The 23,544-nt window shown below is 54.6% G+C and carries 24 protein-coding genes and 1 riboswitch; of the genes, 11 read left to right on the plus strand and 13 right to left on the minus strand.

All coding sequences use genetic code 11. The features are described from left to right. Positions 1-71 precede the first annotated feature (71 nt). From ade to AC3RCL_RS30285, 6 genes are all read right to left on the minus strand, one after another. Positions 72-1,874: an adenine deaminase gene (gene ade, locus AC3RCL_RS30260; protein WP_145039394.1), complete on the minus strand. Its 1,803-nt coding sequence runs from the start codon at positions 1,872-1,874 to the stop codon at positions 72-74. 350 nt (positions 1,875-2,224) lie between these two features. Next, a riboswitch (purine riboswitch) is annotated at positions 2,225-2,326 on the minus strand. Between the two features lie 106 nt (positions 2,327-2,432). After that, positions 2,433-3,011 (minus strand): NAD(P)H-dependent oxidoreductase, encoded by a 579-nt coding sequence (locus AC3RCL_RS30265; protein WP_036659300.1) that lies wholly within the window; start codon positions 3,009-3,011, stop codon positions 2,433-2,435. A gap of 60 nt (positions 3,012-3,071) precedes the next feature. Beyond that, a complete protein-coding gene (locus AC3RCL_RS30270) occupies positions 3,072-3,662 on the minus strand; it encodes a TetR/AcrR family transcriptional regulator (RefSeq protein ID WP_186326503.1) in 591 nt (196 codons plus the stop codon). Between the two features lie 154 nt (positions 3,663-3,816). Beyond that, positions 3,817-5,061: an MFS transporter gene (locus tag AC3RCL_RS30275; RefSeq protein ID WP_015737845.1), complete on the minus strand. Its 1,245-nt coding sequence runs from the start codon at positions 5,059-5,061 to the stop codon at positions 3,817-3,819. A gap of 128 nt (positions 5,062-5,189) precedes the next feature. Then, entirely contained in the window at positions 5,190-6,956 is a 1,767-nt protein-coding gene (locus tag AC3RCL_RS30280) for a sensor histidine kinase (protein ID WP_015737846.1), read from the minus strand. Next, positions 6,953-7,672: a response regulator transcription factor gene (locus tag AC3RCL_RS30285; protein WP_015737847.1), complete on the minus strand. Its 720-nt coding sequence runs from the start codon at positions 7,670-7,672 to the stop codon at positions 6,953-6,955. Before AC3RCL_RS30285 ends, AC3RCL_RS30280 begins: the two co-directional genes overlap by 4 nt. 141 nt (positions 7,673-7,813) lie before the next feature. Between AC3RCL_RS30285 and AC3RCL_RS30290 the strand changes: the two genes are divergently transcribed. Both AC3RCL_RS30290 and AC3RCL_RS30295 read left to right on the plus strand, forming a co-directional pair. Continuing rightward, positions 7,814-9,043, plus strand: coding sequence for a DUF418 domain-containing protein (locus AC3RCL_RS30290; protein WP_036659593.1), 1,230 nt, complete (start codon positions 7,814-7,816; stop codon positions 9,041-9,043). Positions 9,044-9,189: 146 nt separating this feature from the next. After that, positions 9,190-9,495 (plus strand): antibiotic biosynthesis monooxygenase, encoded by a 306-nt coding sequence (locus tag AC3RCL_RS30295; RefSeq protein WP_015737849.1) that lies wholly within the window; start codon positions 9,190-9,192, stop codon positions 9,493-9,495. 163 nt (positions 9,496-9,658) lie between these two features. Here AC3RCL_RS30295 and AC3RCL_RS30300 read toward each other — a convergent pair whose 3' ends face one another. Beyond that, complete coding sequence (locus AC3RCL_RS30300; RefSeq protein ID WP_340969335.1) at positions 9,659-10,117, minus strand: hypothetical protein; 459 nt, start codon at positions 10,115-10,117, stop codon at positions 9,659-9,661. Positions 10,118-10,257: 140 nt separating this feature from the next. Here AC3RCL_RS30300 and AC3RCL_RS30305 point away from each other — a divergent pair, with 140 nt between their 5' ends. Next, positions 10,258-10,389 carry a DUF4023 domain-containing protein gene (locus AC3RCL_RS30305; RefSeq protein ID WP_009590359.1) on the plus strand — a complete coding sequence of 44 codons (132 nt, stop codon included), beginning with the start codon at positions 10,258-10,260 and terminating at the stop codon, positions 10,387-10,389. A gap of 99 nt (positions 10,390-10,488) precedes the next feature. Here AC3RCL_RS30305 and AC3RCL_RS30310 read toward each other — a convergent pair whose 3' ends face one another. The 5 genes from AC3RCL_RS30310 to AC3RCL_RS30330 form a co-directional block, all read right to left on the minus strand. Further along, positions 10,489-10,830: a DUF1801 domain-containing protein gene (locus AC3RCL_RS30310; RefSeq protein WP_015737851.1), complete on the minus strand. Its 342-nt coding sequence runs from the start codon at positions 10,828-10,830 to the stop codon at positions 10,489-10,491. A gap of 89 nt (positions 10,831-10,919) precedes the next feature. Then, a complete protein-coding gene (locus AC3RCL_RS30315) occupies positions 10,920-11,318 on the minus strand; it encodes a VOC family protein (protein ID WP_492533664.1) in 399 nt (132 codons plus the stop codon). A 122-nt stretch (positions 11,319-11,440) separates the two neighbouring features. Continuing rightward, entirely contained in the window at positions 11,441-12,703 is a 1,263-nt protein-coding gene (locus AC3RCL_RS30320; protein WP_340969338.1) for an RNA polymerase sigma factor, read from the minus strand. After that, a complete protein-coding gene (locus tag AC3RCL_RS30325; RefSeq protein ID WP_145039404.1) occupies positions 12,703-13,134 on the minus strand; it encodes a YciI family protein in 432 nt (143 codons plus the stop codon). The genes AC3RCL_RS30320 and AC3RCL_RS30325 overlap by 1 nt, the downstream gene beginning before the upstream one ends. A 262-nt stretch (positions 13,135-13,396) precedes the next feature. Beyond that, positions 13,397-13,954: a CGNR zinc finger domain-containing protein gene (locus tag AC3RCL_RS30330; RefSeq protein ID WP_015737855.1), complete on the minus strand. Its 558-nt coding sequence runs from the start codon at positions 13,952-13,954 to the stop codon at positions 13,397-13,399. Between the two features lie 191 nt (positions 13,955-14,145). Between AC3RCL_RS30330 and AC3RCL_RS30335 the strand changes: the two genes are divergently transcribed. Then, positions 14,146-15,315 (plus strand): epoxide hydrolase family protein, encoded by a 1,170-nt coding sequence (locus AC3RCL_RS30335; RefSeq protein ID WP_492533667.1) that lies wholly within the window; start codon positions 14,146-14,148, stop codon positions 15,313-15,315. A gap of 83 nt (positions 15,316-15,398) precedes the next feature. Then, the gene (locus tag AC3RCL_RS30340; protein ID WP_492533669.1) at positions 15,399-15,953 is read left to right on the plus strand and encodes a P-loop NTPase family protein; all 555 of its coding nucleotides are present in this window, start codon (positions 15,399-15,401) and stop codon (positions 15,951-15,953) included. 17 nt (positions 15,954-15,970) lie between these two features. Here AC3RCL_RS30340 and cysK read toward each other — a convergent pair whose 3' ends face one another. Next, on the minus strand, positions 15,971-16,885 hold the full coding sequence (cysK, locus tag AC3RCL_RS30345) for a cysteine synthase A (RefSeq protein ID WP_096775771.1): 915 nt from the start codon (positions 16,883-16,885) through the stop codon (positions 15,971-15,973). 587 nt (positions 16,886-17,472) lie between these two features. On the opposite strand from cysK, the gene AC3RCL_RS30350 reads away from it, so the two are divergent. The 6 genes from AC3RCL_RS30350 (at position 17,473) to AC3RCL_RS30375 (ending at position 23,358) form a co-directional block, all read left to right on the plus strand. After that, a complete protein-coding gene (locus tag AC3RCL_RS30350) occupies positions 17,473-18,333 on the plus strand; it encodes a lipoate--protein ligase family protein (protein WP_492533671.1) in 861 nt (286 codons plus the stop codon). 102 nt (positions 18,334-18,435) lie between these two features. Then, a complete protein-coding gene (locus tag AC3RCL_RS30355) occupies positions 18,436-18,693 on the plus strand; it encodes an HNH endonuclease (protein WP_492533673.1) in 258 nt (85 codons plus the stop codon). 123 nt (positions 18,694-18,816) lie between these two features. Further along, complete coding sequence (locus AC3RCL_RS30360; RefSeq protein WP_492536499.1) at positions 18,817-20,442, plus strand: PhoX family protein; 1,626 nt, start codon at positions 18,817-18,819, stop codon at positions 20,440-20,442. A 24-nt stretch (positions 20,443-20,466) separates the two neighbouring features. Further along, entirely contained in the window at positions 20,467-20,688 is a 222-nt protein-coding gene (gene tatA / locus AC3RCL_RS30365; RefSeq protein WP_096775768.1) for a twin-arginine translocase TatA/TatE family subunit, read from the plus strand. Next, the gene (gene tatC, locus AC3RCL_RS30370) at positions 20,645-21,418 is read left to right on the plus strand and encodes a twin-arginine translocase subunit TatC (RefSeq protein WP_192572731.1); all 774 of its coding nucleotides are present in this window, start codon (positions 20,645-20,647) and stop codon (positions 21,416-21,418) included. Before tatA ends, tatC begins: the two co-directional genes overlap by 44 nt. 362 nt (positions 21,419-21,780) lie before the next feature. Next, positions 21,781-23,358 (plus strand): amidase, encoded by a 1,578-nt coding sequence (locus AC3RCL_RS30375; protein WP_492533675.1) that lies wholly within the window; start codon positions 21,781-21,783, stop codon positions 23,356-23,358. The last annotated feature ends 186 nt before the right edge of the window (positions 23,359-23,544 follow it).

Consider the following 23,544-nt stretch of genomic DNA (forward strand, 5'->3'; position numbering starts at 1 on the left):
AAGCCCAGTATTTACGCACCAAAAAAGCAGGTTAGCCATGTAGGCCAACCTGCTTTAATGTATGTGCCACCTTATTGAACCGGACCGATCTCCGTCTCGATGAGCTTGAATTCCGTCACGTCCGCAATCCCGCGATTGGTAATGCGGATCTCCGGAATGACCGGAAGCGCAATGAGCGAGAACGTCATGAACGGCGCATGGATGGAGCAGCCGAGCTGTTTCCACGCTTCCTCCAGGGCAGCGACTTCCTCGGCCACGACCTCGACTGGACGGTCCGCCAGCAAGCCCGCAATCGGCATCGCCACCTTCGCCAGCACCTGGCCGTTCTGCACCACGATCATGCCGCCTCCGCATGCTGCCAGCTCGTTCGCCGCAAGCGCCATATCCTCGGCGTTCGTGCCCATCACAAGCAGGTTGTGGCTATCGTGCGCCACCGTGGAAGCAACCGCGCCGGACTGTAGTGCGAAGCCGCTCGCAAAGCCGAGCGAGATTTGCCCGGTTGCGCCGTGGCGCTCGATGCATGCCAGCTGAACCACGTCTTGGCCCAGGTCCGGCTGGATGACGCCCTGCTCCACGGCGAGCACCGCGGTCATTTTGGCGGTACGGGCACTGTTCTCGATGACGCGCACCACGTTCACTTCCGTACGCGCCGCATCGAACTTGCTGCGCAGCAAAAAGTCGTCGGCGGTAAGCGAACGCTGCAGCCGAACCGATTGAAAGGCCTTTTCCGGATACGAATACGCCGGGAACGCCTTCACGAGACGGCCGTTCTCCGCGACCACTTCGCCGTCCGTGATCACCACCGAAGGCACCATGCTCTTCAGATCGTCAATGAGCAAAATATCAGCCGTTTTGCCTGGTGAAATGCTGCCGAGCTCCATATCCATGCCGAAATATCGAGCCACGTTGATCGTGCCCATCTGGATCGCCGTAACCGGGTCCACGCCCTCCTCCATGGCGCGGCGGACCACATGGTTCATATGGCCGAGCCGCAGCAGCGTCTGCGGATACACATCATCCGTGACCAAGGAGATATTGTCGGTACGTACCTTGTCCTCCGTTACCACCTTAATCACTTCCTTCACATCCTGCCAAGCCGAACCTTCGCGGATCATCAGATGCATACCGAGGCGAACCTTTTCCAAAGCCTGCTCTCTCGTTACCGTCTCATGATCGGAGCTGACGCCGGTTGCTAGATAGGCTTGTAGCATCCGGTCGTCCTCGGCCGGAAAATGCCCCGTCACCGTCTTGCCCGCACGCAGCGTGGCTTCGATCTCTCCGATCATGGTCGGATCGCCGTATACGACGCCCGGGAAGTTCATCACTTCGCCAAGCCCCGCGACGCCGGGCCAGGTCAGCCCTTCCTCGATATCGGCTACGCCCAACTGCGCCCCGGCATCCTCCAGATCGAACGTCGCCGGTACGCAGGAAGGAATGGTGGTGAACACCTTCATCGGCAGCTGCTGCCCTTCCTCGTGCATCCAGCGCACGCCCTCCATGCCGAACACGTTGGCGATCTCATGGGGATCCATATAAACCCCGGTCGTTCCCGTAACGATGGCCGCTTTGGCAAACTCCGTTACGGTCAGCATCGTGCTCTCCACATGCATATGGCCGTCCAGCAGACCCGGCGAGATGAAGCGCCCATTCGCTTCGATCACCTGCGTCCCCTCTCCGATCGTATGATCGGCGCTGCCGATATAAGCGATGCGCCCGCACGCCATCGCCACGTCTATCCGTTCCTGAAGCTCGCCCGTAAACACATTGACCAGCGTGCCGTTTTTGATGACCAGATCGGCTGGCTCTTGTCCTAAAGCAACCTTCCCCAGCTGCCGGCTGACCTCGTATCGTTTCTGTCTCTGGATTGAACTCATGATGATTGCACGCTCCCCTTTTTTTAGATATCAGAAAGTATAAACTCGGAAGCTTGTGACTTCCTAATCTCGCAATAAAAACTTCTTCTTACTGCGGTCGTCGGTAGACGTTTTTCTTATAATGAACCTGTAAAAGCACAAAATCGATCTTGCGTAACACGCCAAACAACCCGGACAGCGTATCTGCCCGGGTTGCCTGCAACTATATCCATTGAGGAAGAGAAGTCCGCGCGGCAGCCATGCATTGCTAATAGTCTGCACATCACCCCATCCGTTAAAACGTGCTTAGATCCCATTTCAGGCGATCTTGCAGCCCGGCTTCGATGTTTATGCAAAGCCGGGCTTGGGGAGCGGATTCTCAACCTTCATGTAGTCAAGTCATTTACGGTAACCTGGTAGAAACGCCTGGGCCCTATTCCCCGGCATATACATCAAGATTTGATTTTGAACCATGACCCATTCAATTCTTTGGTCGTTTCATTTGTTGTATGAATTATAATCCTCCTGCCCGAGAAGTCAAGCCATTGGAAGGAACTGCACATCGCCCCTACTACCCGATCACGCCAATTTCCGTCCCATTCTCTGCACGCGCTCGAGCCATTGGCTTCTTGCCGTCTCGGGCATTTTGCGAAGCTGGGTAATGTTCGTGGCACGGACGGTGCCCACGCCGCAGAACTTCAGAATGGAATGCTTCATCATCTGATGTCCCGGCTGTCCGAGATAGAACCGGTAGTAAACGTACGGCGAATCCATCGTGACGATCAGACGAGCCGTCTTCCCTTTGAGCAGCTGCTCCGGCAAAGGCGAGTTCCGGCGGTACTTAAAGGCGAATCCGGGGAGAAAAACCCTATCGATGAACCCTTTGAGCAGCGCCGGCATGCCGCCCCACCAATTCGGGTACACAAACACCAGATGGTCCGCCCAGGCAATCAGCTCCTGTGCTTCTTGCAGATCGGGCTCGAGCGGTTGCTTGCCCTTATAACCGCCGGACAGGTTCAGGTCAAACTCCATCTCCGCAAGCACCAGCTGCCGCACCTCCGCACCGGATTCGGCCGCCCCTCTCGCATAGGCCTCTGCCAGCTGACGGCCATAGCTGTTTTCAATGGGATTGCCTTGGATGATTAAAATCTTTTTCATATGCGTCTTCCCCCTCATAATTTGGTTAACAATCACTAACCTGATGGCAAAAAGAAAAGGTCACGCCTGACCTTTTCCCAAACCGGTTAATGCCAATAAATGCGCCGTCACTTCAGATGCCAGCGGCGACAGCGGTTCTTCCAGCTCCCCCTGCATCGTGGAAATCGCAAGCTGACTGAATGCACCGATGATCAGCACAGCGGTTAACCGCGTATTCTGCGGCGGAATATCCCGCTGCAGCACCGCTTGCTCGAGTAGCTCCTCCAAAGCATCAAGCGGCTGCCGTCCCCTGCTCTTGACCACCTCCGTAAACAGCTCGTGATGCTGGGACAATAGCAGCAAGCCGTATTTATCTTCGTCATACGATTCCAATACGCGGGTTACGAGAGCCGATAGCCTCATTGCAAACGGTCCGGGCCGGGTAGCGTACTCATCCACCAAGCGCGTATAACTGCCGCAATATTCGTTGAACGCCTCCGCGGCAACGGCATCCTTATTCGTAAAATGCTTATAAATCGCCGCGTCCGTCACGCCTGCCGCCGCGCCGATCTCCTTCACCGATACGCCGTCCACGCCCTTCTCGGCAAAGAGCTTCATGGCTGCCTGCAAAATTTCCTTCTTCTTGCTGTCGAAATGAGGTTTCTTTTTCATGCTCATATCATAAGTGAACACTAACCAAATTGCAATAAGAGGCACAAAAAAGGCCCCCCAAGACTTAGGGCGCCTCTCTTCGTGCGTACTCTTTACGTTTCGTATATATCGCTAAAGACGCATGCCCGTCTTGGGCTTGGCCCTCCTATCCAAGCTAAACCCCCGCTTCGATGGGAGCGGCCTTTACCTTGTTGCTGTACAGCAGCATGAGCGGAATGCTGATGACAAATGCGCCGGCCACAAGCAGGAACGGTATTCTCGGATCGATGCCGTACGCCCAGCCGCCAATGATGCCGGAAGGCGAAATGACGATGAGGATGAGCACCTGGAGCAGCGCGAATATTTTGGCGCGGTTCTCGTCGTCGATGGCATTGGCCACCGCCGTCTCCAGATACGGATATGTCATCATCGTGCCGAATGCGGCAATGACGGTGCTCAGGCTCAGCACCAGCAGATCTCCTTGCGGTGCAAACACCAGCATGACATTGGACAATACCGAGATGACAAAGCCCCATACCATCGTCCGGTGCACGTGCCGCTCCCCGATCCGGGGCATGATCCACCGCATGAATATCAGCATAATGACGGAGGAGAAGGCTGGAAAAACGGAGATCAGGCCGCTGCCCAAATGCAAATATTCCACCATGAAGATGGAGACGTAGGTTGTCTTCACCGTCATCTGAAAATTAAACAGGATATAAACGCCGAAGATCATCAGCAGCAGCGGGTTTCCCAGCATGCTCTTCATCACCTGGACATAGTCGGACATCCCTTCCCGCAGGCCCATCGCCTTCGTTTCCTTCATTTTGCGGTATCCGATCTCCGTCTCCCTTGTCGCATAATGGCGTCCGATGAACTGGATCGTCATCAGGATGCAGGCAAGGACGAACATGATGCGCACCCCGGGCACAAGCGAGAAATGATACACCAGCAGCCCGCCGAGCGGTGCAAACAATCCGCCGACGACGCTAATCAGCTGCAGCAGCGTAAAGACATAGGTACGCTCCTTCGGCGCCGTATCCTCCACCAGCAAACAGTAAAAGGCGGTATGCGGCACCTTTTGAAAGCCGTTGATGACGGCGGCGATCACAAAAAACCAGAAGTTCTGGGAGACTGCCCAGAGCAGCGTGGCCACGCTCCAGCTCAGCACATCGAAGTAAAGGAGCGCTTTTTTTCGGCCCAAACGGTCCGTTAAATACCCGCTGAGAAACGAGGACAGCACCTGCACAAGCAGACCGATCGAGGTAATCCAGCCGATCCCCGTCTCGGTTACCCCCAGTTGGTACATGTAGATGGAGGTGTACGTCGTGAACATGCTGTAAGGGATTAGAAACAGCGGCTCGTAGACGAGACAGCCCCGCGCATTGCCGGTCAATTGCCGAAACGAAGTTGAACCCATAATATCCTCCGGACATGAAGTATAATCGTTGCCTAGCCATTATAGCGCACCCGGGGCGGGAGCAGGATAGGAAAGTTGCAGGATTTTTGAAGCGATTGGAAATCTGCGGATCCAAGCCCCAGGCTACGCTACCCGCGCGAACTCGGCCCCTCATCTTCTTGCGCCGCAGCCTCAGGCAAAAGAACGGTAATGGTGGTTCCCCTGCCCACCTCCGACCATACGCTTACACGGCCCCGATGCGCCTCGACAATCGCTTTCGCAATGCTCATCCCGAGTCCCGAGCCGTCCATGCTCTCTTCGGTATTCGTTCCCCGGTAGTAACGCTCGAACAGATTGCAGCGGGTCTCTTCATCCATCCCCACGCCTTGGTCCGCAACCACGATCGCCGCGCCGCGGGGACGCCTTTCCACCCGGACCTCAACATTTACCCCATCCGGATTATGCTTCACGGCATTCGTGATCAGGTTATCCATTAACCGCTGCAGCCACTTGGCATTGCCGTCGACGGGCAGCTCCTCCTCGCCGCCGATATAGTTGAAGTTGGCATCCAGCGTGGCATCGTTGACGTATTTCAGCACGCAGCGGCGCACCAGCTCATTCAGGTCAAGCCGGATCAGCTCTTGCGGCCGGATTTCGCTTCTCAGACGGAAGACGAGCGAGAAGTCATTGATCAGCTCCAGCATGTAGTCGCCTTTCTCCCGGATCACGGTTCCCATCTCCCGCAATTCTTCCTGGCTCCAATCCTGCGGCGCGCTCTCCAGCATATAACCGTAGCCCTGAATGGAGGATAACGGCGTGCGCAGGTCATGCGATATCCCGGACATCCATTCTTCCCGATTTCGATCGAGCCGCTCCCGTTCCCGTTCGGTTTCAGCCAGCTGCTCCGCCATTTTATAAAAGGAATGGATGACTTCCTTGTACAGCTTGTAGCGCATGCGCAGCTTTCCACTCTTGCGGAATACCCGCTTCCGGTCCTTCGGCGTCAGCACTTCCTCATAAGCTCCGCTGCCCATCCGCTCGAACCATCCGGTAAACAGCAGCAGCGGACGGCTGTACCGGTATCCATGCCATATCGCCACCCCAAGCGACAGCACAAGCACGCAGATCATCGTCCAGAGCGCCACGCGGATCAGCTCGTTCATCATTGGCCGTTTCTCCAGCGCCCCGTCCTGAGGCGTGTGATATACCCAGGTGTTGCCGCTGTCCGCATCGCGGTAAACCGCGATATGCGTGGAATACGTGCCCGGCTGCTCCTGCATGGTGATGATCTCCAGCGGGTGGTAGCTCGCCTTATTGTCGGAACCCGTCCCAATCGCTTGGACAACGCGTCCGTCCCGATCAATCACATGCAAATAACCGCCTAGATCGGCCAATTCGCGTCCCAGCTCGGCCTCATCCTCCGGTCTCACCTTTCCGCCGTCCTGAAAACGGGCAACCCATTCCCGAAGATGATCCGAGCTCTCATCGATGCGTCCGATCAGAAACAATAGCGGCTCCTCATAGGTCAGATCCATCTGCCAATCCATCGTGTACTCGCCGAGGCGGCGTTTCTCCTTGATCTCAAGCAAGGTGCTCACCGAGTACGCCAACGGAACATCCGAAGCCGTGTTGGTGGAGTGAATCACGTTTCCCTCCATATCCACCACCTGAAGCCACATATCCTTCTCCTGGAGCAGAAGCTTCCAATATTCCTCCAGCTGCACCTCGCCATTCTCCGTCACCGTCTCGGTCACGATGCTGTTCAAGACGCCTGTCGGAAAGTTGCGCTTGATCTCATCGTCGCTGATATGTTTGATCAGGAAGAATAAGAGCACGATTAGAAAGCAAAACATAAACGCCGAGAATGCAATTAATTGGTATGTAAAATGGAAGGCAAGCCTTCTGCGCAGCCTCATCGCGCTTTCTCCTTGATCAGCTTGTAGCCAAGTCCCCGGACCGTCAGCAGATACTGCGGGTTGCTCGGATCCTCCTCGATGCGCTCGCGGATGCGGCGGATATGCACCATGACGGTGTTGTCCTCGCCCATGCCGTCGATGCCCCACACCGCTTCGTACAGCTGCGACTTGGAGAATACGACCCCGGGATGCTTGCAAAAATACAGCAGCAGCTGAAAGACCTGCGCCGGACAAGGCACGGGCTCTCCCAGCACCGTCAGTTCGCCTGCGGATTCGTCGACTTTGAACCGGCCGAAATCCCATGCGCGCTGAATCGCCTGCTGCTCTGCCGCAGCAGCCGGTCCAAAGCCGCCCCGGCGCAGACGCGCCTTGATCCTTGCAGCGATCTCCAGCGGATTAAAGGGCTTGGTGACATAATCGTCCCCGCCCATCGCAAAACCGGTCAGCACATCCAGATCCGACGCCTTGGCCGTCAGGAACAGGATGTGCGGACTGCCATAGGAACGGATCTGCGGACAGAGGTCAAATCCCGTGCCGTCCGGCAGCATGACATCCAGCAGCACGATATCCGCTCCGTGCGCAGCGATTTCGCTGAGCGCTTCCTTGCAGCTGGAAGCCGTGTATATTCGGTTAAAGCCTTCCTTGCGCAGCACCATCTGCAGCATTTTCACAATGGAAGGTTCGTCGTCTACGATTAGAATTCGCGTTTGATCCATTTTATCCTCACCCGACATTTATGCTAGCACAGCAACCTTAACAGGAGTTAAACAAATGCTGGAAGTGTTAAGAAAAAGTTAGGATGCCGTTTCCGAGTTATTTCGTTTGGAGCTTTATACTTGGTGTCAGAGGTGATTGACATGAATTCAAATAAACGTTCGACCGCCGTGGATGCGATTCGCGGCTTGAGCTTGCTCGGCATCCTGATGGCCAATATGCTTATTTTCCAGTACGGCATGTTCGGTAAAGACGAGCTGCATTTCTTCCAGCCTTCCACGCTGGACCTGATCAGTCATGACATGCTCAAGGTGTTCGTAGAGGGCAGCTTCATGCCTATCTTTACGTTCCTGTTCGGCTACAGCATGATCAAGATGCGGGAAAGCCTGATCGGCAAGGGGCTCAAATACGGACGCAGCTTCTTCCGCAGGTCGGTTCTTCTGATCGTACTCGGCCTGCTGCATTCCATATTCATCTGGGAAGGCGATATTCTGCTGTTCTATGGGGGGATCGGCCTCTTCCTGGTGCTGTTTGTGAAACGGAAGGCCAAAACGATTTTGATCTGGGGCATTCTCTTGCTCGCGCTGATGGCCGTCTTGGGGTACGGCTCCATGGAGCCTGCGGCAGGCGAAGCGGAGCGCATGGAGAACTATGTGAAGCAGTCCATCGAAGTCTACGGCAGCGGCACGTATAGCGAGATCCTAAACTTCCGGTCAACCGAGGAAATGCCCATCGACCTCCCGGACTGGCTGATGCTGCTGGTGATCCTGATTGCCCCTCTCATGAGCGCGCCGATGTTCCTGTTTGGCATGGTCGCCGCGAAACGCGGGCGCTTCCTCCATCCGTCCATGGAGATCAAGCTGTATTTAAGATGGTCGCTGCTCATTCCGGTCGGGCTTGGACTGAAAACCGCAGGCGTTATGCTCGAATCCACGAACAACTGGAGCGGCGTCCTGATGATGCTCGGCGGCCCCCTGCTCGCGCTAGGGTATCTCCACCTGTTCGCGTCCTTATACGCCTTCTCGTCCAAACAATCGGTGGTGATCCGGGCGTTCGAAGCGGTGGGGCGAATGTCGTTAACGAACTATCTGACGCAAAGCGTTGTATGCGTATTGATATTTTACGGTTTCGGATTGGGCATGTTCGGCAAACTCGGCGTGCTGCAGGGAGCTCTGCTGGCGATCCTCATCTATGCCGTACTGGCAACGGCCAGCCTGCTCTGGTTGAAACGGTTCCGCAGCGGACCGGTTGAACGGCTGCTCCGTATAGGCACCTACTGGTCGTGGAGCGGAAGGGCAAAACCTAAAGCGGCCGCCCCGGCTTCCGCCGTACCTGCGGCAGAGCTCCCTGCTGAAGGTCCCCCCGCGACCTGAGTTTTCCTTCTCTTCGGGCATGAAGCCAGGTTATCCCGGTCCCCTGAGATGAAATCGGTTCCTTCGTTCATGTATAATGGACGTACAAGAAAGAACAAGACATGTCGGGAATTATTCCGTTCATAAACCGAAGGAGGATCACGTATATGCTGGTTGTTACAAACTCGATCAAGGTCAAACCGGGCTTCGGACAAGAAATCGCGCAGCGCTTCACTGAAGCGAAGGGCGTTCAGGAGATTGAAGGATTCGTGCGGATGGAAGTATGGCATGAAGCCAAGGAAGGTGCAGAGGCCGAGGAACTGAAGATCTCTACGGTATGGGAAGACGAGGAAGCGTTCAAGCGCTGGACTTCCAGCGAATCGTTCCGGCAATCCCACGGTCAGGGCCGCAACGAGAATATTTTGGGTGCATCCTTGAACAAATACGAGCTGCTGATCAGTCACAAGAAGTAAGCGAGACGTTGGATCCGGCAGCGGGATTTAGGCTGTCTTTAGACTCCTGCGAACAAGATGCAGCCCGGGCATTGGCCCGGCTGGATCTTTTTTTGCGTATAATTGACCGTTTGGCATCCATTCCGCAAGCTGACGATTCGCGGCAAAGCTCCCCACGGGGAAGTTATTCGTTAAACGTTAATCCCGGCAGCAATTCGGGGTTATGGGAGCGTCCCAGCTCCACCATGTACGCGTTCAGTTCGGGCAGCTCCGGGCCTGCCAATATATACGACTCCCCATCCACCTCAAACTCGCTCGCCACGCGAATCTGCTGCTCGCCCTGCACGACATCCATAAAGAACAGAAACCCCGGTTCCTCGTTACCCGCCATCCGTTTGGCTTGAAGGGTATCCACCCGCTTCATGATCGGCTCAATGTCCTGTTCCTGGTCGAGCACCATCCGCGTGCCATCCCCATACACGACTTGAATGGCTGTTACCTTCGCTGCGTCCAGCTTCATCAGTTTCTTGACCGAATACAGTCGTTGGTCCGCGGATCCGGTATCCTCGTTAATTCCGCTGCAGCCGGCGATACCCAGAACAACGAGCATTCCCACCATGATCAACACGAGTTTACTGGACATCCTTCATCCCCCCAATACGAAAATCTCACAATCCCTACCCGTTCCAGAGTCTTCAAAATCTTCAAATAGGATCACAACGAAATGGTTATATTAAGCACGATCAGGCAAGCAACATTCTATATGAAAGGAGTCTATATCCTATGGAAAGCACGCATGATTTCGTGGAAAAAATGAATGAGAACGCGGAGAAAGCCCGTCGCAACAAAGAGAATCACGGCAAAGGAACGCCAAGCGACAAGCTGCCAACCAAACAGCACGGCACCAAGAAATAGAATGACGTTTACCGCGATCCTCCTAGGATCGCGGCTTTAGATGCCGGGGCGCTCCTGCGGTACGGTTACTACCCGTGTCGCACCCCTACTACATATGGATTACAGGCCTACGGATGCCTGCTTCAGCAAGGAAGCCAGCGCTGCATAGTCGACCTGCTGCCCGGCCGATATTTTGATGGTCTTCCGCTCAGGCGGCCCCTCGAACAGCGTCTCGGGCCATTCCAGCCCTTCCGCATTGAAAATCGTAAAGCTCACGGCGCTCTTGGCGACGCTGATCACCGCCGCGTATTTTCCGTTTTTCAGAAAATGCGGCTTTTTATATTGAAGCCGTTCCGCGACGTCCGGGATCGTATTGTGCACGAGCTCCCGAAGCCGCTCGCTGACTTCGACCTTCCAGGTATCGCTGATGGCTGCCATGTAATCCGTTACCTCTTGATTCATCTTATTGGCTCCTTCTGTATCGTAGTATGGTATTTTTCAAATGGATATGGATTTCCGTTTCGGATTGCTGCTTCCGGGAGCTCTAGTACTCAAGCCCGATGAACCATCTGCCAGGTCATGCCGTACCGGTCTACCACTTCGCCGTAATAGGCTCCCCAAGGCTGCAGGGCAAAAGGATACTTCTCGGTCCCCCCGTCGCTGAGATTGCGATAAGCTGCGCGGGCTTCTTCCTCGTTATCGAACGTGATGACCAGCCCCATGCTCGTGCTCTTGCCGGTTTCTTGAAAAGCGTCGGAGAGAATCAGCTGATTGCCGCCGGCCAGCGTTAACGACATATGCATGACTTTATCCTGATGGGCTTCCGGTATTCCCGGCATGTCTTTGAATGTAGTCAATAAACCGATCTCTCCGCCAATCGCCTGCATGTAGAATTCGGCCTGGCCTCTTGCATCCTCGGAAATAATAAAAGGTACCATTTGTGCTTGCATGTTCATCTTCCTCTCGGTTCGATTTTTTTGTTTTATATCTAAATGACGAACGGGATTTGACGTAATCGACATGAATTTCATATTTTTTTCGGAATTTTTTAAAAATTTTTCTGAAGCGCATCTTAAGAGCCTGCTGACAGGCATTCTGCCGCTCGGTCAAGGAGCAGCGCCCGCTCCCTCTGGTTATCCGTCAGCGATGCGGCCAGCTTGAACTCCGCGCCGGCTTCGTTCAGGCGACCCAGCTTAAAGAGCAAGTCACCCCTCACGCTCGGGAGAAGATGATACCCCTTCAAGGCAGGCTCGCTTCGCAAAACGTCCACGATCTCAAGCCCGATCTCCGGGCCGAAAGCCATGGAGAGGGCCACGGCCCGGTTCAATTCCACGATCGGCGAGGGAGAAACCTGCGCCAATGCCTCGTACAGCGCGGAGATCCGAATCCAGTCGGTCTCTGCGGCACTGGGCGCACCGGCATGACATGCGGAGATGGCTGCCTGAATAGCGTAAGGACCGGTCATTCCACCCAACCGCTCGATTCGCTCCAGAGCGGCAAAACCGCGCCGGATCAATAAATAATCCCATAATGCCCGATTCTGGTCCATGAGCAGCACAGGTTCGCCCTGCGCATTGACCCGTGACTTGAACCGGGAGGACTGAAATTCCATCAACGCGACCAATCCGTGCACCTCGGCCTCCGTCGGCGCGATCTCCGCCAGAACCCGTCCGATCCGAAGCGCTTCCTGGCACAGCAGCGGACGAATCCACTGGCTGCCTGATGAAGCGGCGTATCCCTCATTAAACATAAGGTAGATGACCTCGAGGACGGATGATAATCGCGGCTTCAGTTCGGTTCCCTGAGGAATCTCGAATGCAACCCGGGTCGCGGACAGCGTCCGTTTGGCACGAACGATTCGCTGCGCGATCGTCGGTTCCGGCACAAGATAAGCGCGGGCGATCTCCGATGTCGTCAATCCGCCGAGCAGACGCAGCGTCAGGGCTACGCGCGCCTCGGGGGACAGAACCGGATGGCAGGTCATAAAGATCAGCCGCAGAAGATCGTCGTTCACTTCTCCCGCCTCCGGCACCTCCATATCCGAATCCATTCGGGAATCCATTTCGCGTCCCAACAGCTCATACTTCCGATCGCGCACCTTATTCCGGCGCAGCAGGTCCAGCGCTTTGCGCTTTGCCGCGGTCATAAGCCATCCGCCGGGGTTATCCGGTATTCCGTCATTCGGCCACCGTTCCAGCGCGGCAATGAGCGCATCCTGAGCCAGATCCTCGGCGAGGCCGATGTCACGGACCATCCGGGTCAGGTAGGCAATGATTTTGGAAGATTCGATTCTCCAGATGGCCTCGATCGTACGATGGGTATCGGCCGCCGACATTACGGATTCTGCCTTTGGATGTGTTCGCGCATTTCAAATTGTTTGGCCTGCGCTTCCGGGTCCTGCGTTAACTCTGTCGGTTCGAATACCTGACGGAGCTCGATCTGCCCCGCGCCGAAGCCGTGCGGATCGGGCATGCGTTTGGCCCACTCGATCGCCTCTTCCCTCGTTTTCACTTCGATCAAGGTGTACCCCGCGATCAGTTCCTTCGCTTCCGTAAAGGGACCATCGGTGATTTTCGGCTTGCCTCCCGGCTCCGGATAAGAAATCCGGATGGCGCCCGAGCTTGGATGGAGCCCATCCGCAGCAAGCAGCACGCCGGCCCTCGCCAGCTCCATGTTGTACCTCATCATGGCATCCAATTGCTCTGCGCTTGGCAGCACGCCGGCCTCGGAATCCTCGGTTGCTTTCACGATCATCATAAATCTCATGTTTCTTCCCCTCCTGGTTATCGTTGCTTTCGCTTAAATTTTTCGTCCTATGTTTAACCAACGAATAGAGTTTCCCCTAATCGACAAACGCTTCACATTTTTCAATAAAAAAAATAATAAGTAACAACCATTTCGTTATTGGACCGTGTATTCCTGTTGAAAACGTTCGGCTCCACGAAAAAAAGACCGATCAAGACAAACGCTTGATTGGTCGATGGAGGGGCGATGATCCTTATCCAAGCCCGTTCCTATGGCAGGCAGTTCATCCCATGGACTTCGCCCGCTCCCGATACGTCTTATTTTTTGCCCGATTGCCGCAGGCCTTCATTGAGCACCACTTGCCCGTTCCCGGCCTGGAGCGGTCAACGAATACCCACTGGCAATCCGCGGCTGTGCACACTCTCAATCTGTTCCACACGTTGTTCTCACGAAGCCGGAATACCAGAATCAGCAGCCGGGCCAAGCCCCCTCTTCCTTGTGCATCCACTGGCTCAATGGCGTCAGAGGCTTCACTGAAGCGATAGGCGAACCGGAATCGGCCGGCTGCACGGTTTAACGCTTGAAAGCCGGCTTCCTTATGGTCATGTATATTATTCGGAATGGCTGCCCTTAAGCCGCCACGCAGATCGCGGGCCAAAGCCAGATCCTCTTCGGATATGGTGTCCCGTTTCAGAATAAAGCCGTTTTTTAACAGCCATGTACGCAGATCGTCCGCGGTAGAAAGCAGCTCCAAACCCGGGTCCCCCTCATACCGCATCCGTTTATCATGGGTGTTGATAAAATCGGCGATGATTTCGAGCTGCTCAAATTCATTTCCCACAACAAACAAACCTCCTATTGATTTCCCTATAACAAACCAGTAAAGTGTATTTATCGGTTAGCTAACCATTTATAATATTTTAATGGTCATCACATTAAAAGAAAGCACCCCTGCTCCATTTTTATCTATTCTGCTGCAAGTCTGCTGGTATCAGTATACCAGACTCCCATTCTTCCTAAGAGGTGAAGCGAATGAATATCCAACCGTTTTCTTTTCAAATCGAGTCCGCTGCCATCGACGATTTATATCGGCGCCTGGACATGACCCGGTGGCCTGACGAAATCCCCGGCGGAAATTGGAATTATGGCATCCCCCTTGATTTCATGAAGGACATGGTCGCCTACTGGAGGCATGAATTCGATTGGGGAGCCTTCCGGCGCTCCATTCAGGCTTATCCGAATTATATCGCCCAAATCGATGGAATCGATATTCACTTTATACATATCAAAGGCAGCGGCGAACACTCCGTCCCGCTCCTCATTGCTCATGGTTGGCCGAGCTCCTTCTATGAAATGCTGGAACTTATCCCATATCTTATGAATCCTGGGCAATTCGGCGGTCATGCGGAAATTTCCTTTGACGTTGTCATACCGTCTATCCCGGGCCATGGGTTCTCCGGCATTCCTCTGCGTCCGGGCTTTGAGGACCGTCAGGCCGGGGAACTGCTCATGAAATTAATGACAGGGCTTGGTTATGAACGATTCGGCGCACATGGCTACGATATCGGTGCCAGCATCCTCGGACTTATGTGTCTTGACCATCCCGACCGGTTCATCGGCTATCATACCACCTCGCCTGGGAACCCAAGTCCCTATGCGGATTCGTCTTCCACGCTGTCCGACGAGGAGACCGCGTTCCTCGAATATCAGAAGCAATGGGAACGCGAGGAGGGCGCTTACGCCCATATCCTGGGCACACGTCCGCAGACCGCGGCCTATGGTTTGCATGATTCGCCCGTAGCGCTGGCCGCGTTCATTCTGGAAAAATGGCACTACTGGACCTCTCCCGAGGATGATAACGTCTTGCAGCATTTCAGCAAGGAGCAGCTCATGGCCAACGTCTCCATTTACTGGCTGACCCAGAGCATCAATGCCTCGAACCGTTATTATTATGAAGGCAAGCATACGAGGTGGCCGGGGCCCGAAGAGTTTTCGCCTGTACCGCACGGAGTCACCTTAACCGCTCAGCGGAATGAGCGTCCGCCCCGGACATTCGTGGAGCGGATATTTCCGAATGTGATCCACTGGAAGGACCTGAATGCGGGCGGGCATTTCATTGCCGCGGAACAACCCTCCTGGATTGCCGAGCAAATCACGGCCTTCTTCAAGCAGATTTGCGATTCGCCGCAGGAGGCACTATAATTTTACGACTAACGAAACAAGGACATCCCCGCTCCGGTACCGAAATGATTAACTACCATTTCTCATGAATGCGGTGATCTCTTATGGACACTAAGATCCCGAACCGGATCCATATTATCGGCTCCGTCGGCAGCGGCAAGACAACGCTTGCCCGGAAGCTGTCCGCCCAGTTTAATCTCCCTTATTACGAGCTCGACAATGTCGTATGGGAGCGGGCCCAGCCGGACGATATCAGGAGGAGTGAGGCGGATCGGGACGCGCTATTGCTAAGCATCGTGAACACGAATGGCTGGATCATCGAGGGCGCTCATCTGAAATGGGTCAGCCCCAGCTTCCGCCATGCGGATCTCATCGTTTTTCTGAACCCGTCCTACTCCACAATAACCTACCGGATCATCACAAGGTTCATCAAGCAACGACTGCGACTTGAACAAGCGCACTATACCCCTACTTGGGACATGCTCAAAAAAATGTTCGATTGGAGCGCCTCCTATCAGCGGGAGGGCAGATATCAGATCCAGGACACGCTTGCGGATTATCCCGGCAAAGTGGTCGTCGTGAGGAGCCCTGAACAACTCATGCAGGAGCTTAAACAGCGGATGCCCTCCATAGAACACCAAGAAAGGACCTCCGGTTAACCGGAGGTCCTTCCCGCTTAGAAAATATCCATGCTGAGATACCGCTCTCCCGTATCCGGGGCAATGCAGACAACCCGCTTCCCTTCCCCCAGCCGCTTCGCTACGCGAAGGGCCGCGAATACCGATGCGCCGGAGGATGGGCCTACCAGTATTCCTTCCTTGCGGGCCAAATTCCGAACGGTCTGCAATGCATCCTCGTCGGCGATCTGGATAATCTCGTCATATACGCTTGTATTCAGGATCTTTGGTACGAAGCCCGGGCTTGTGCCCACGAGCTTGTGCGGTCCCGGCTGTCCGCCGGAGAGCACGGGCGAGCCCTGCGGCTCGACCACCGCGATATGGAGGTTCGGCAAAGACTTCCTCAGCTCTTCCCCGGTTCCGGTTACGGTGCCGCCCGTTCCCGCCGTCGCCACGAAGGCGTCCAGCCGCCCTTCCATCTGTTCCATTATTTCCGGTGCTGTCGTCACCCTGTGAATGTCCGGGTTGGCCGCATTCTCGAACTGCTGCGGAATGAAGCTGCCCGGAATCTGCTCCCTAAGCACGAGCGCCTTGGCAATCGAGCCCGGCATGCGTTCGCTGCTCGGTGTCAGCACGACCTCCGCACCGTAGGCCTTCAAGATATTAATCCGTTCCTTGGACATGTTGTCCGGCATAATCAAGATGGCCCGATAGCCCTTGGCGGCTGCAATCATCGCCAAGCCGATGCCGGTATTCCCGCTCGTCGGCTCGATAATGGTGCCGCCCGGTTGGAGCAGGCCTTGCTCCTCCGCGGTATGAATTAGATTGTAGGCCGCGCGGTCCTTCACGCTGCCGGAAGGATTGAATCTCTCAAGCTTTACATAGACGTCGGCTGATCCTTCTGGCACTAGCCGCCGAAGTTTCACCATTGGCGTCTGGCCGATCATATCAACCACACTATTATAGATCTCCATGATGTTGATCTTCTCCTTTTATATATGAAGTGAAGTCATTCTCCAATCAAACCATATGACTCACAAAGACAATAAGCTTACTCGGATTATAACAAAAACGTCGATCGACGTACATTCGCAGAGGACAGACCGCGGTTAGATGAAGTTTTTCTTGCGATATCAGGAAGATCATGCTTCGAAGTTTATACTCTCTGATATCTAAACAAAAACGTTGATCGACGTACATTCGCAGAGGACAGACCGCGGTTAGATGAAGTTTTTCTTGCGATATCAGGAAGAACATGCTTTTGAAGTTTATACGCTCTGATATCTAAACAAAAACGTTGATCGACGTACATTCACAGATGACAGACCGCATTTAAAGGAAGTTTTTCTTGCGATATCAGGAAGATCATGCTTCGAAGTTTATACTCTCTGATATCTAAACAAAAACGTTGATCGACGTACATTCACAGATAACAGACCGCAGTTAGATGAAGTTTTTCTTGCGATATCAGGAAGATCATGAATTTATGGTATGCTGTTCATGGAACAAGATTTGATCGGGCTTTACTTTACCCTATCCCTATTAAGGAGGCGCAACAAGCGTGAACATTCCGCCGCTGATACTACCAGAAGACCAACCCGTCCTGCTGCTTGACCGGACCGATAATTTAGCGCATCAGGACGTGCTGTATCATTTTGCGCTGGACGAGCTTTTATGCAGGCTGACCGGAGAGGGCGGGCCTGCCATCTGCCATCTGTGGCGGCATCCGCGAGCCTTTGTCATGGGCGTGCGCGACAGCCGCCTGCCCGAGGCGCTGCAAGGGGAGGCCCACCTTCGTTACCTCGGCTATGACACCGCCGTTCGCCATTCGGGCGGTGCCGCGGTACCCTTGGACGCAGGCGTGGTGAACCTCTCCCTCATCCTTCCGTTTTCCTCAGCCGGACCGGCACCTGATTTCCATCAGGACTTTGAAATTATGGTGGAGCTGATCCGGGAAGCCCTCCGCGGCACGGGCCGAAACGTCGATACCGGCGAAATCGCCGGCGCCTTCTGCCCCGGTACGTTTGATCTCAGCATCGGCGGCCTCAAATTTTGCGGCATTGCCCAGCGGCGGCAGCGGAAAGCCTTCATTATCCAGGCTTTTATCATTGCCGAAGGTTCGGGCAGCGAACGCGCCCGGCTGGTTCGTTCCTTCTATGATATCGCAGCTGAGGGAGCCGATCCCAAGCATTATCCTCTAGTAGAAGCTGACAGCACCGCGAGCCTCGAGGAACTGACCGACATCGGCATCGGCTTCGACGCGGTGCGTCAATTTACGGCAGCCGTTAAAGGGGTCATTCGAGGATGGCAGGCAGGCAAGGATTTGGCCGAAGCGGCTTCCAGGTTTACGATGCCTGGGGCCGAGGATATCCGCATTATGGCTGATCAGATGCGTCAGCGGTATAAACGCCCCCCCATTTGAGGCAAACCAATAAAGCGGATTTAGCTTCGATCCCGCAACCATGAAGGAGGTGCTCCTCTGGACGATACAGAGAATCGGTGCGCTTGCTGCGGCAGGACCGGAGTGGAAACCACCGTTCACCATCTGACTCCCCGGGAGTATGGCGGCGCTCGCCTTCCCACCGCCCTGTTGTGCATTCCATGCCACAAGCAAATCCATCATCTCTATACCAATAAACAGCTCGTCGATCAAGGCTTAACGACCTTGGCGGCACTGCAACAGGATCCGGCCTTGCAGTCCTTCATCCGCTGGATCCGCAAGACTCCTCCCGGCACCATCCCCAAATCCCGCAAGTCCAAAAATGTTCGGGGGCGGCGATAGCCCCCTAGATTACTTTATTTTTACATTTCCACCATTCACCGATGATATTCCCATAACATTTCCCCTATAAACTTGTCCTGATGGCAATTTATACATTAGGGGTGGATAAGCTTGAATAAAACGATGGATCGCAAAACGTTTCTGTCTTATCTGGGTACGGGCGCAACCGCATTGGCAGCCGCTTCCGCTGGCTTAGGCGTATTGGAAGGAAAGGCCTCTGCCATGTCCGGAACCGCAAATCATCTGTTCGGATTCAAAACGAATCGGGTCAGCGGCTACTTCGAGCCAATCGAACCAACCAAAGCAGACCAGCTCGTCCTGCCTAAAAATTTTAAATATGATGTCATTGCGGCATTCGACGACGTAATCAATCCGGCTGGCGAAAAATTCGGCTCCGGCTGCGATTACAACGCATTTTTCCCGCTCAAGGGCTCCAATGTCCGTGGCCTCCTGGTCAACAATCATGAGTATTCCACCATCTTCTCGATCGGACCTGTGAAGGACGGGAAAATGACGGCGGATCAAATCCATAAAAACCTGTATTACCAAGGCATGTCGGTCATTGAGGTATACCGCGACGAGAAGGGCGTATGGAAAATGGACACCACCTCCACCCATGCCCGCCGCATCAACGGCTTCAGCAAATTCGACATCACCGGCCCGGCCAAGGGGATCCCTGCCCTGAAGGGCGCCACGACGGCGACCGGCACGTTTGCCAACTGCTCCGGCGGCGTAACGCTGTGGAACACGGTTTTGTCCTGCGAAGAGAATTTCGAAGACACGGCGGCAGTCTCGAACCTGCCGGATACGCACTACGGCTGGGTCGTCGAGGTGGACCCGTTCGATAAATCCTTCTTGAAAAAGCATACCGCCCTCGGCAGATTCAATCATGAAAACACCGCCATGGGCCTTGCCGCAGACGGCCGGGTCGTTGTCTATATGGGCGACGACAAGAAGGATGCCTGCGTCTATAAATTCATCAGCAAGCACAAATACGAAAAGAGCAAAGGACGCGCCAACTCTGCGCTTCTTGAAGACGGAACCCTGTACGTTGCCAACCTCAAATCGGGTAAGTGGCAGCCGGTCACCCTTGAAGCCGTAGCCAAGGCCACTGCAGAAGATAAAGAGCTCCAGGCCAAATTCAAGTCCCAAGGGGACGTTGTGACTTACTGCCAGGAAGCTGCGCGCCTTGTCGGCGGAACGCCGACGGACCGTCCGGAAGACATCGAGATCTCGCCGTTCGATAACACCGTGTTTGTCTGCCATACGAACAACGACAATCACGGCAACATCCATGGTCATATCACGCGTATCTTTGAAGCAGGCAACGATCTGGCCGCCATGGAGTTCGACTTTGAGATCTTTGCTGCCGGCGGACGCCAATCCGGATTCAGCTCGCCGGACAACCTGGCGTTCGACTCGAACGGCGACCTGTGGGTCGTGACGGACATCTCCAGCAGCAGCCAGAACAAAGGCGTTCATAAATCCTTTATGAACAACGGACTGTTCGTGATCCCAACAAGCGGGCCGGAACAAGGAGTAGCGCTGCAATTCGCTTCCGGGCCGGTAGAGTCCGAGCTGACAGGCCCTTTCTTCACTCCTGACGAGCAGACGCTCTTCCTGTCCGTTCAACACCCGGGCGAAAATACGGAAGACCTCAGCAAACCAACCAGTACATGGCCTCACCGCTCCGGCGAAAAGATGGCGCGCTGCGCGGTCGTGGCGATTAGCGGCTTCAAACTGGAATAATACCAATCGAAAGGAGCGAGGATCATGCCGTTTGGCAACATTGGAATCGGTGGTTTAATTCTTATTTTGATTATCGCACTCATCATATTCGGTCCCTCCAAGCTTCCCGAGCTCGGTCGCGCTTTCGGGCGAACCTTAAGCGAATTTAAGGGCGCAACCCGCGGCTTGATGAACGGAGACGACGAGAATGGGAAAAAAGACGATGCTCCGCAGACTGCTGCAGCGGTCAATAAGCAGCACAGCTAATCCGAACGACCAAAGCGCGATCGAGCACCTGGAGGAAATGCGGAAGCGCCTGATCCGCACGCTGATTGCGTTTCTGGTCGCGATGGTGGCCGCCTTCATCTACGTCGAGAAGATCTATCACTGGCTGGTACGCGGGATGGACGAGCAGCTCGTTCTGCTCGGTCCCTCCGAAGTGATGTGGGTGTATATGATCATTGCGGGCGTGGTGGCCGTCACCGTCACGCTTCCCATTGCCGCTTACCAAATATGGCGGTTCGTGCAGCCGGCGCTGCCGGACGGAACCCACCGCTCCGCCATGCTGCTCATTCCCGTCATCAGCGTGTTATTCATTACCGGCATCTGCTTCGGATACTTCGTGCTGTTCCCGATGGTGCTGCAGTTCATGCAGCGCATGGCCGAAGGGGCCTTCCAAACGATGTATACCGCGCAAAAATACTTTACGTTCATGATTCATATGACCGTACCGTTCGGATTTCTGTTCGAAATGCCCGCCATCGTCGTTTTTCTGACGAAGCTCGGCATCGTGAATCCGCACCGGCTGGCCAAGATGCGCAAATCAGCCTACTTCCTGCTCTGCATCGTGGCCGTGACCATTACGCCGCCGGATATCATGTCCGATCTGATCGTGATCGTCCCGCTGTTCCTGCTGTACGAAATCAGCGTTTCGATCTCCAGATTCATCTATCGCAAGCAGCTGCAGCTCGCTCAAGCGGAGGGCAGCGCAACCTAATTCCACGTCCGTTTCCCCCGAAGTTGGACGGAACCTTCAAGAACCCGTAACCAGACAGCCTAAGCAAGCAGGTTGTCGTGAACACGGGTTCTATTTTGTGTAAGATTATCTTACATTATTTTTTATCGAAATCTCATAAAATGATTGACACTTTCAAAAAAAACCATTAACTTTACTAATTAACAAAGAATCCAACACCATTTTGTCATTAAAATGTTATGAATCAGGAGGTGAAATGTTCTAAATCACTTAGAGATTGTCATATTTATGTTATCAATACTTACATTATTGCAGTTCAGTTCCTTGATAGTCTCTAAGATCGCATGGGAGATGCGAAAAAACGACGAATGGGGAAATGATGAATGATGAAAAAACAAACCAAGATATTCAAACGCGTGTTGTCCATGGCACTCCTGCTTGGGTTGGCCATGAACAGCATAACCGCTGCGGCAGCTGAACGGTTTCCCTATGAGGAAATTACATTGAAGGAGCTTGAGAAGGGTTACGCGGAGGGAACGTTCAAAACCGAAGAGGTTGTGAAGGCCTACCTCGACCGGATCGGCATCTATGAATCCAATTACAATGCGTTCACCATGATGAATGCGGGCGCGCTTCAGGAAGCCCGCGAGGTTGACCGGCGCCGGGCGGCCGGCGAGAAGCTCGGCCCCCTTGCAGGTGTGCCGATTGTCATCAAGGAAGCCGTCGACGTCGCCGGCTTCCCGTCCACCTTCGGCTGGGCCCCGCTCAGCAAAGAGCTCGGCGGAATCGAGCTGATTCCGGAGAAGGACGCCCCCGTCGTTGCCCGCTTGAAGGCGGCCGGCGCCATTATCCTGGGCAAGACCAATATCCCGGCATTCAGCTCCGACGGTACGCGTGCCAGCTCCAGCTGGGCCGGCGACACCTATAACGCCATCGACCGGAAGCTGGTCCCGGGCGCCAGCAGCTCCGGCACGGCGATGTCCATATCGGGCAACTTTGCCGTGCTCGGCATTGCCGAAGAAACCGGCGGATCGATCCAGAATCCGGCGGCGGCCCAAGCGCTGGTCGGCATCAAACCAACCTTCGGATTGGTGCCGAATGCCGGGGTCGTGCCTCTCGCCGGAAGCACCAGAGACGTTGTCGGCCCGCATGCCCGCACGGTTCACGACGCCGCCGTCATGCTGGACGTCATCGCAGGCTACACGGCCGAGGATGCCAAGACCGTTGCATCGATCGGTAACATTCCCAAGAAAGGCTACACCTCCAAGCTGAATCCGTTGGCCCTCAAGAACAAACGCATCGGTCTCTATGGCCCGGGGTGGCTTGGCGAAGAGCTGACGGCGGAGACCCAGAAACTATATGACCGGGCCGTGAAGGAACTGGAGAGCCAGGGAGCCATCGTGGTTACCGATCCGTTCGCCGATACGGAATTCGCCGAATTCGCCAAATCGGCAGGCTCCATCGGCATTGAATCGATCGTGTACGATATGGAGCAGTATCTGAAGCGCCTGGGTCCGAATGCCGCCATTCAGTCGGTGGATGAACTGATCGAGAAGACGGGCGAGACCCCATTGGCGCTCGCCAGGTACCCGGAAGCCTTGAAAAATCCCGGCTCCGTCCCTGATCTCTCAAAATTCACGGAAATCCGAACGAAGTATCTCCATATTTTTAACGACGTGCTGGATCAACACAAGCTGGATGCACTCGTCTTCCCTCAGATGTATAAGGAAACGCCGCTGCTTCACAGCGAGGACAAAATCGCCGACACTACCGTTCCCGAGATCAACATCGCGGGCGTTCCTCTCGTCACGGTGCCGGCCGGATATTATAAGAGCGGTTCTCCGTTCTCCATCGCCTTTGTCGGCAAAATGTGGAGCGAAGCCGACTTGCTCGGCATGGCCTACGACTACGAGCAGGCAACGAAGCATCGCGTCGCTCCAACGCTTGTCGCCAAGCCTTAATACCTGCCTGATCAGCCTAGTCCAAATCAACCGGAGCCGCAGCGGCTCCGGTTTTTTCAAGCAACGTATGCAATGATATGACATGCGCTTCCATAGAAGCCCGGCGAACGGCCTATAAGCATCCATTACCTTCGTTATTTACATCGCGATTTTGAAATTTTGCATGTTTCCAATTAATTTTAATCA

The organism is Paenibacillus sp. MT86, from assembly GCF_058792535.1.

Bases quoted from the DNA above. Each gene is read 5' to 3' on its own strand.
- ade (WP_145039394.1), bottom strand. From the start codon at position 1,874: ATGAGTTCAATCCAGAGACAGAAACGATACGAGGTCAGCCGGCAGCTG.
- AC3RCL_RS30265 (WP_036659300.1), bottom strand. From the start codon at position 3,011: ATGAAAAAGATTTTAATCATCCAAGGCAATCCCATTGAAAACAGCTAT.
- AC3RCL_RS30270 (WP_186326503.1), bottom strand. From the start codon at position 3,662: ATGAAAAAGAAACCTCATTTCGACAGCAAGAAGAAGGAAATTTTGCAG.
- AC3RCL_RS30275 (WP_015737845.1), bottom strand. From the start codon at position 5,061: ATGGGTTCAACTTCGTTTCGGCAATTGACCGGCAATGCGCGGGGCTGT.
- AC3RCL_RS30280 (WP_015737846.1), bottom strand. From the start codon at position 6,956: ATGAGGCTGCGCAGAAGGCTTGCCTTCCATTTTACATACCAATTAATT.
- AC3RCL_RS30285 (WP_015737847.1), bottom strand. From the start codon at position 7,672: ATGGATCAAACGCGAATTCTAATCGTAGACGACGAACCTTCCATTGTG.
- AC3RCL_RS30290 (WP_036659593.1), top strand. From the start codon at position 7,814: ATGAATTCAAATAAACGTTCGACCGCCGTGGATGCGATTCGCGGCTTG.
- AC3RCL_RS30295 (WP_015737849.1), top strand. From the start codon at position 9,190: ATGCTGGTTGTTACAAACTCGATCAAGGTCAAACCGGGCTTCGGACAA.
- AC3RCL_RS30300 (WP_340969335.1), bottom strand. From the start codon at position 10,117: ATGTCCAGTAAACTCGTGTTGATCATGGTGGGAATGCTCGTTGTTCTG.
- AC3RCL_RS30305 (WP_009590359.1), top strand. From the start codon at position 10,258: ATGGAAAGCACGCATGATTTCGTGGAAAAAATGAATGAGAACGCGGAG.
- AC3RCL_RS30310 (WP_015737851.1), bottom strand. From the start codon at position 10,830: ATGAATCAAGAGGTAACGGATTACATGGCAGCCATCAGCGATACCTGG.
- AC3RCL_RS30315 (WP_492533664.1), bottom strand. From the start codon at position 11,318: ATGCAAGCACAAATGGTACCTTTTATTATTTCCGAGGATGCAAGAGGC.
- AC3RCL_RS30320 (WP_340969338.1), bottom strand. From the start codon at position 12,703: ATGTCGGCGGCCGATACCCATCGTACGATCGAGGCCATCTGGAGAATC.
- AC3RCL_RS30325 (WP_145039404.1), bottom strand. From the start codon at position 13,134: ATGAGATTTATGATGATCGTGAAAGCAACCGAGGATTCCGAGGCCGGC.
- AC3RCL_RS30335 (WP_492533667.1), top strand. From the start codon at position 14,146: ATGAATATCCAACCGTTTTCTTTTCAAATCGAGTCCGCTGCCATCGAC.
- AC3RCL_RS30340 (WP_492533669.1), top strand. From the start codon at position 15,399: ATGGACACTAAGATCCCGAACCGGATCCATATTATCGGCTCCGTCGGC.
- cysK (WP_096775771.1), bottom strand. From the start codon at position 16,885: ATGGAGATCTATAATAGTGTGGTTGATATGATCGGCCAGACGCCAATG.
- AC3RCL_RS30360 (WP_492536499.1), top strand. From the start codon at position 18,817: ATGGATCGCAAAACGTTTCTGTCTTATCTGGGTACGGGCGCAACCGCA.
- tatA (WP_096775768.1), top strand. From the start codon at position 20,467: ATGCCGTTTGGCAACATTGGAATCGGTGGTTTAATTCTTATTTTGATT.
- tatC (WP_192572731.1), top strand. From the start codon at position 20,645: ATGCTCCGCAGACTGCTGCAGCGGTCAATAAGCAGCACAGCTAATCCG.
- AC3RCL_RS30375 (WP_492533675.1), top strand. From the start codon at position 21,781: ATGATGAAAAAACAAACCAAGATATTCAAACGCGTGTTGTCCATGGCA.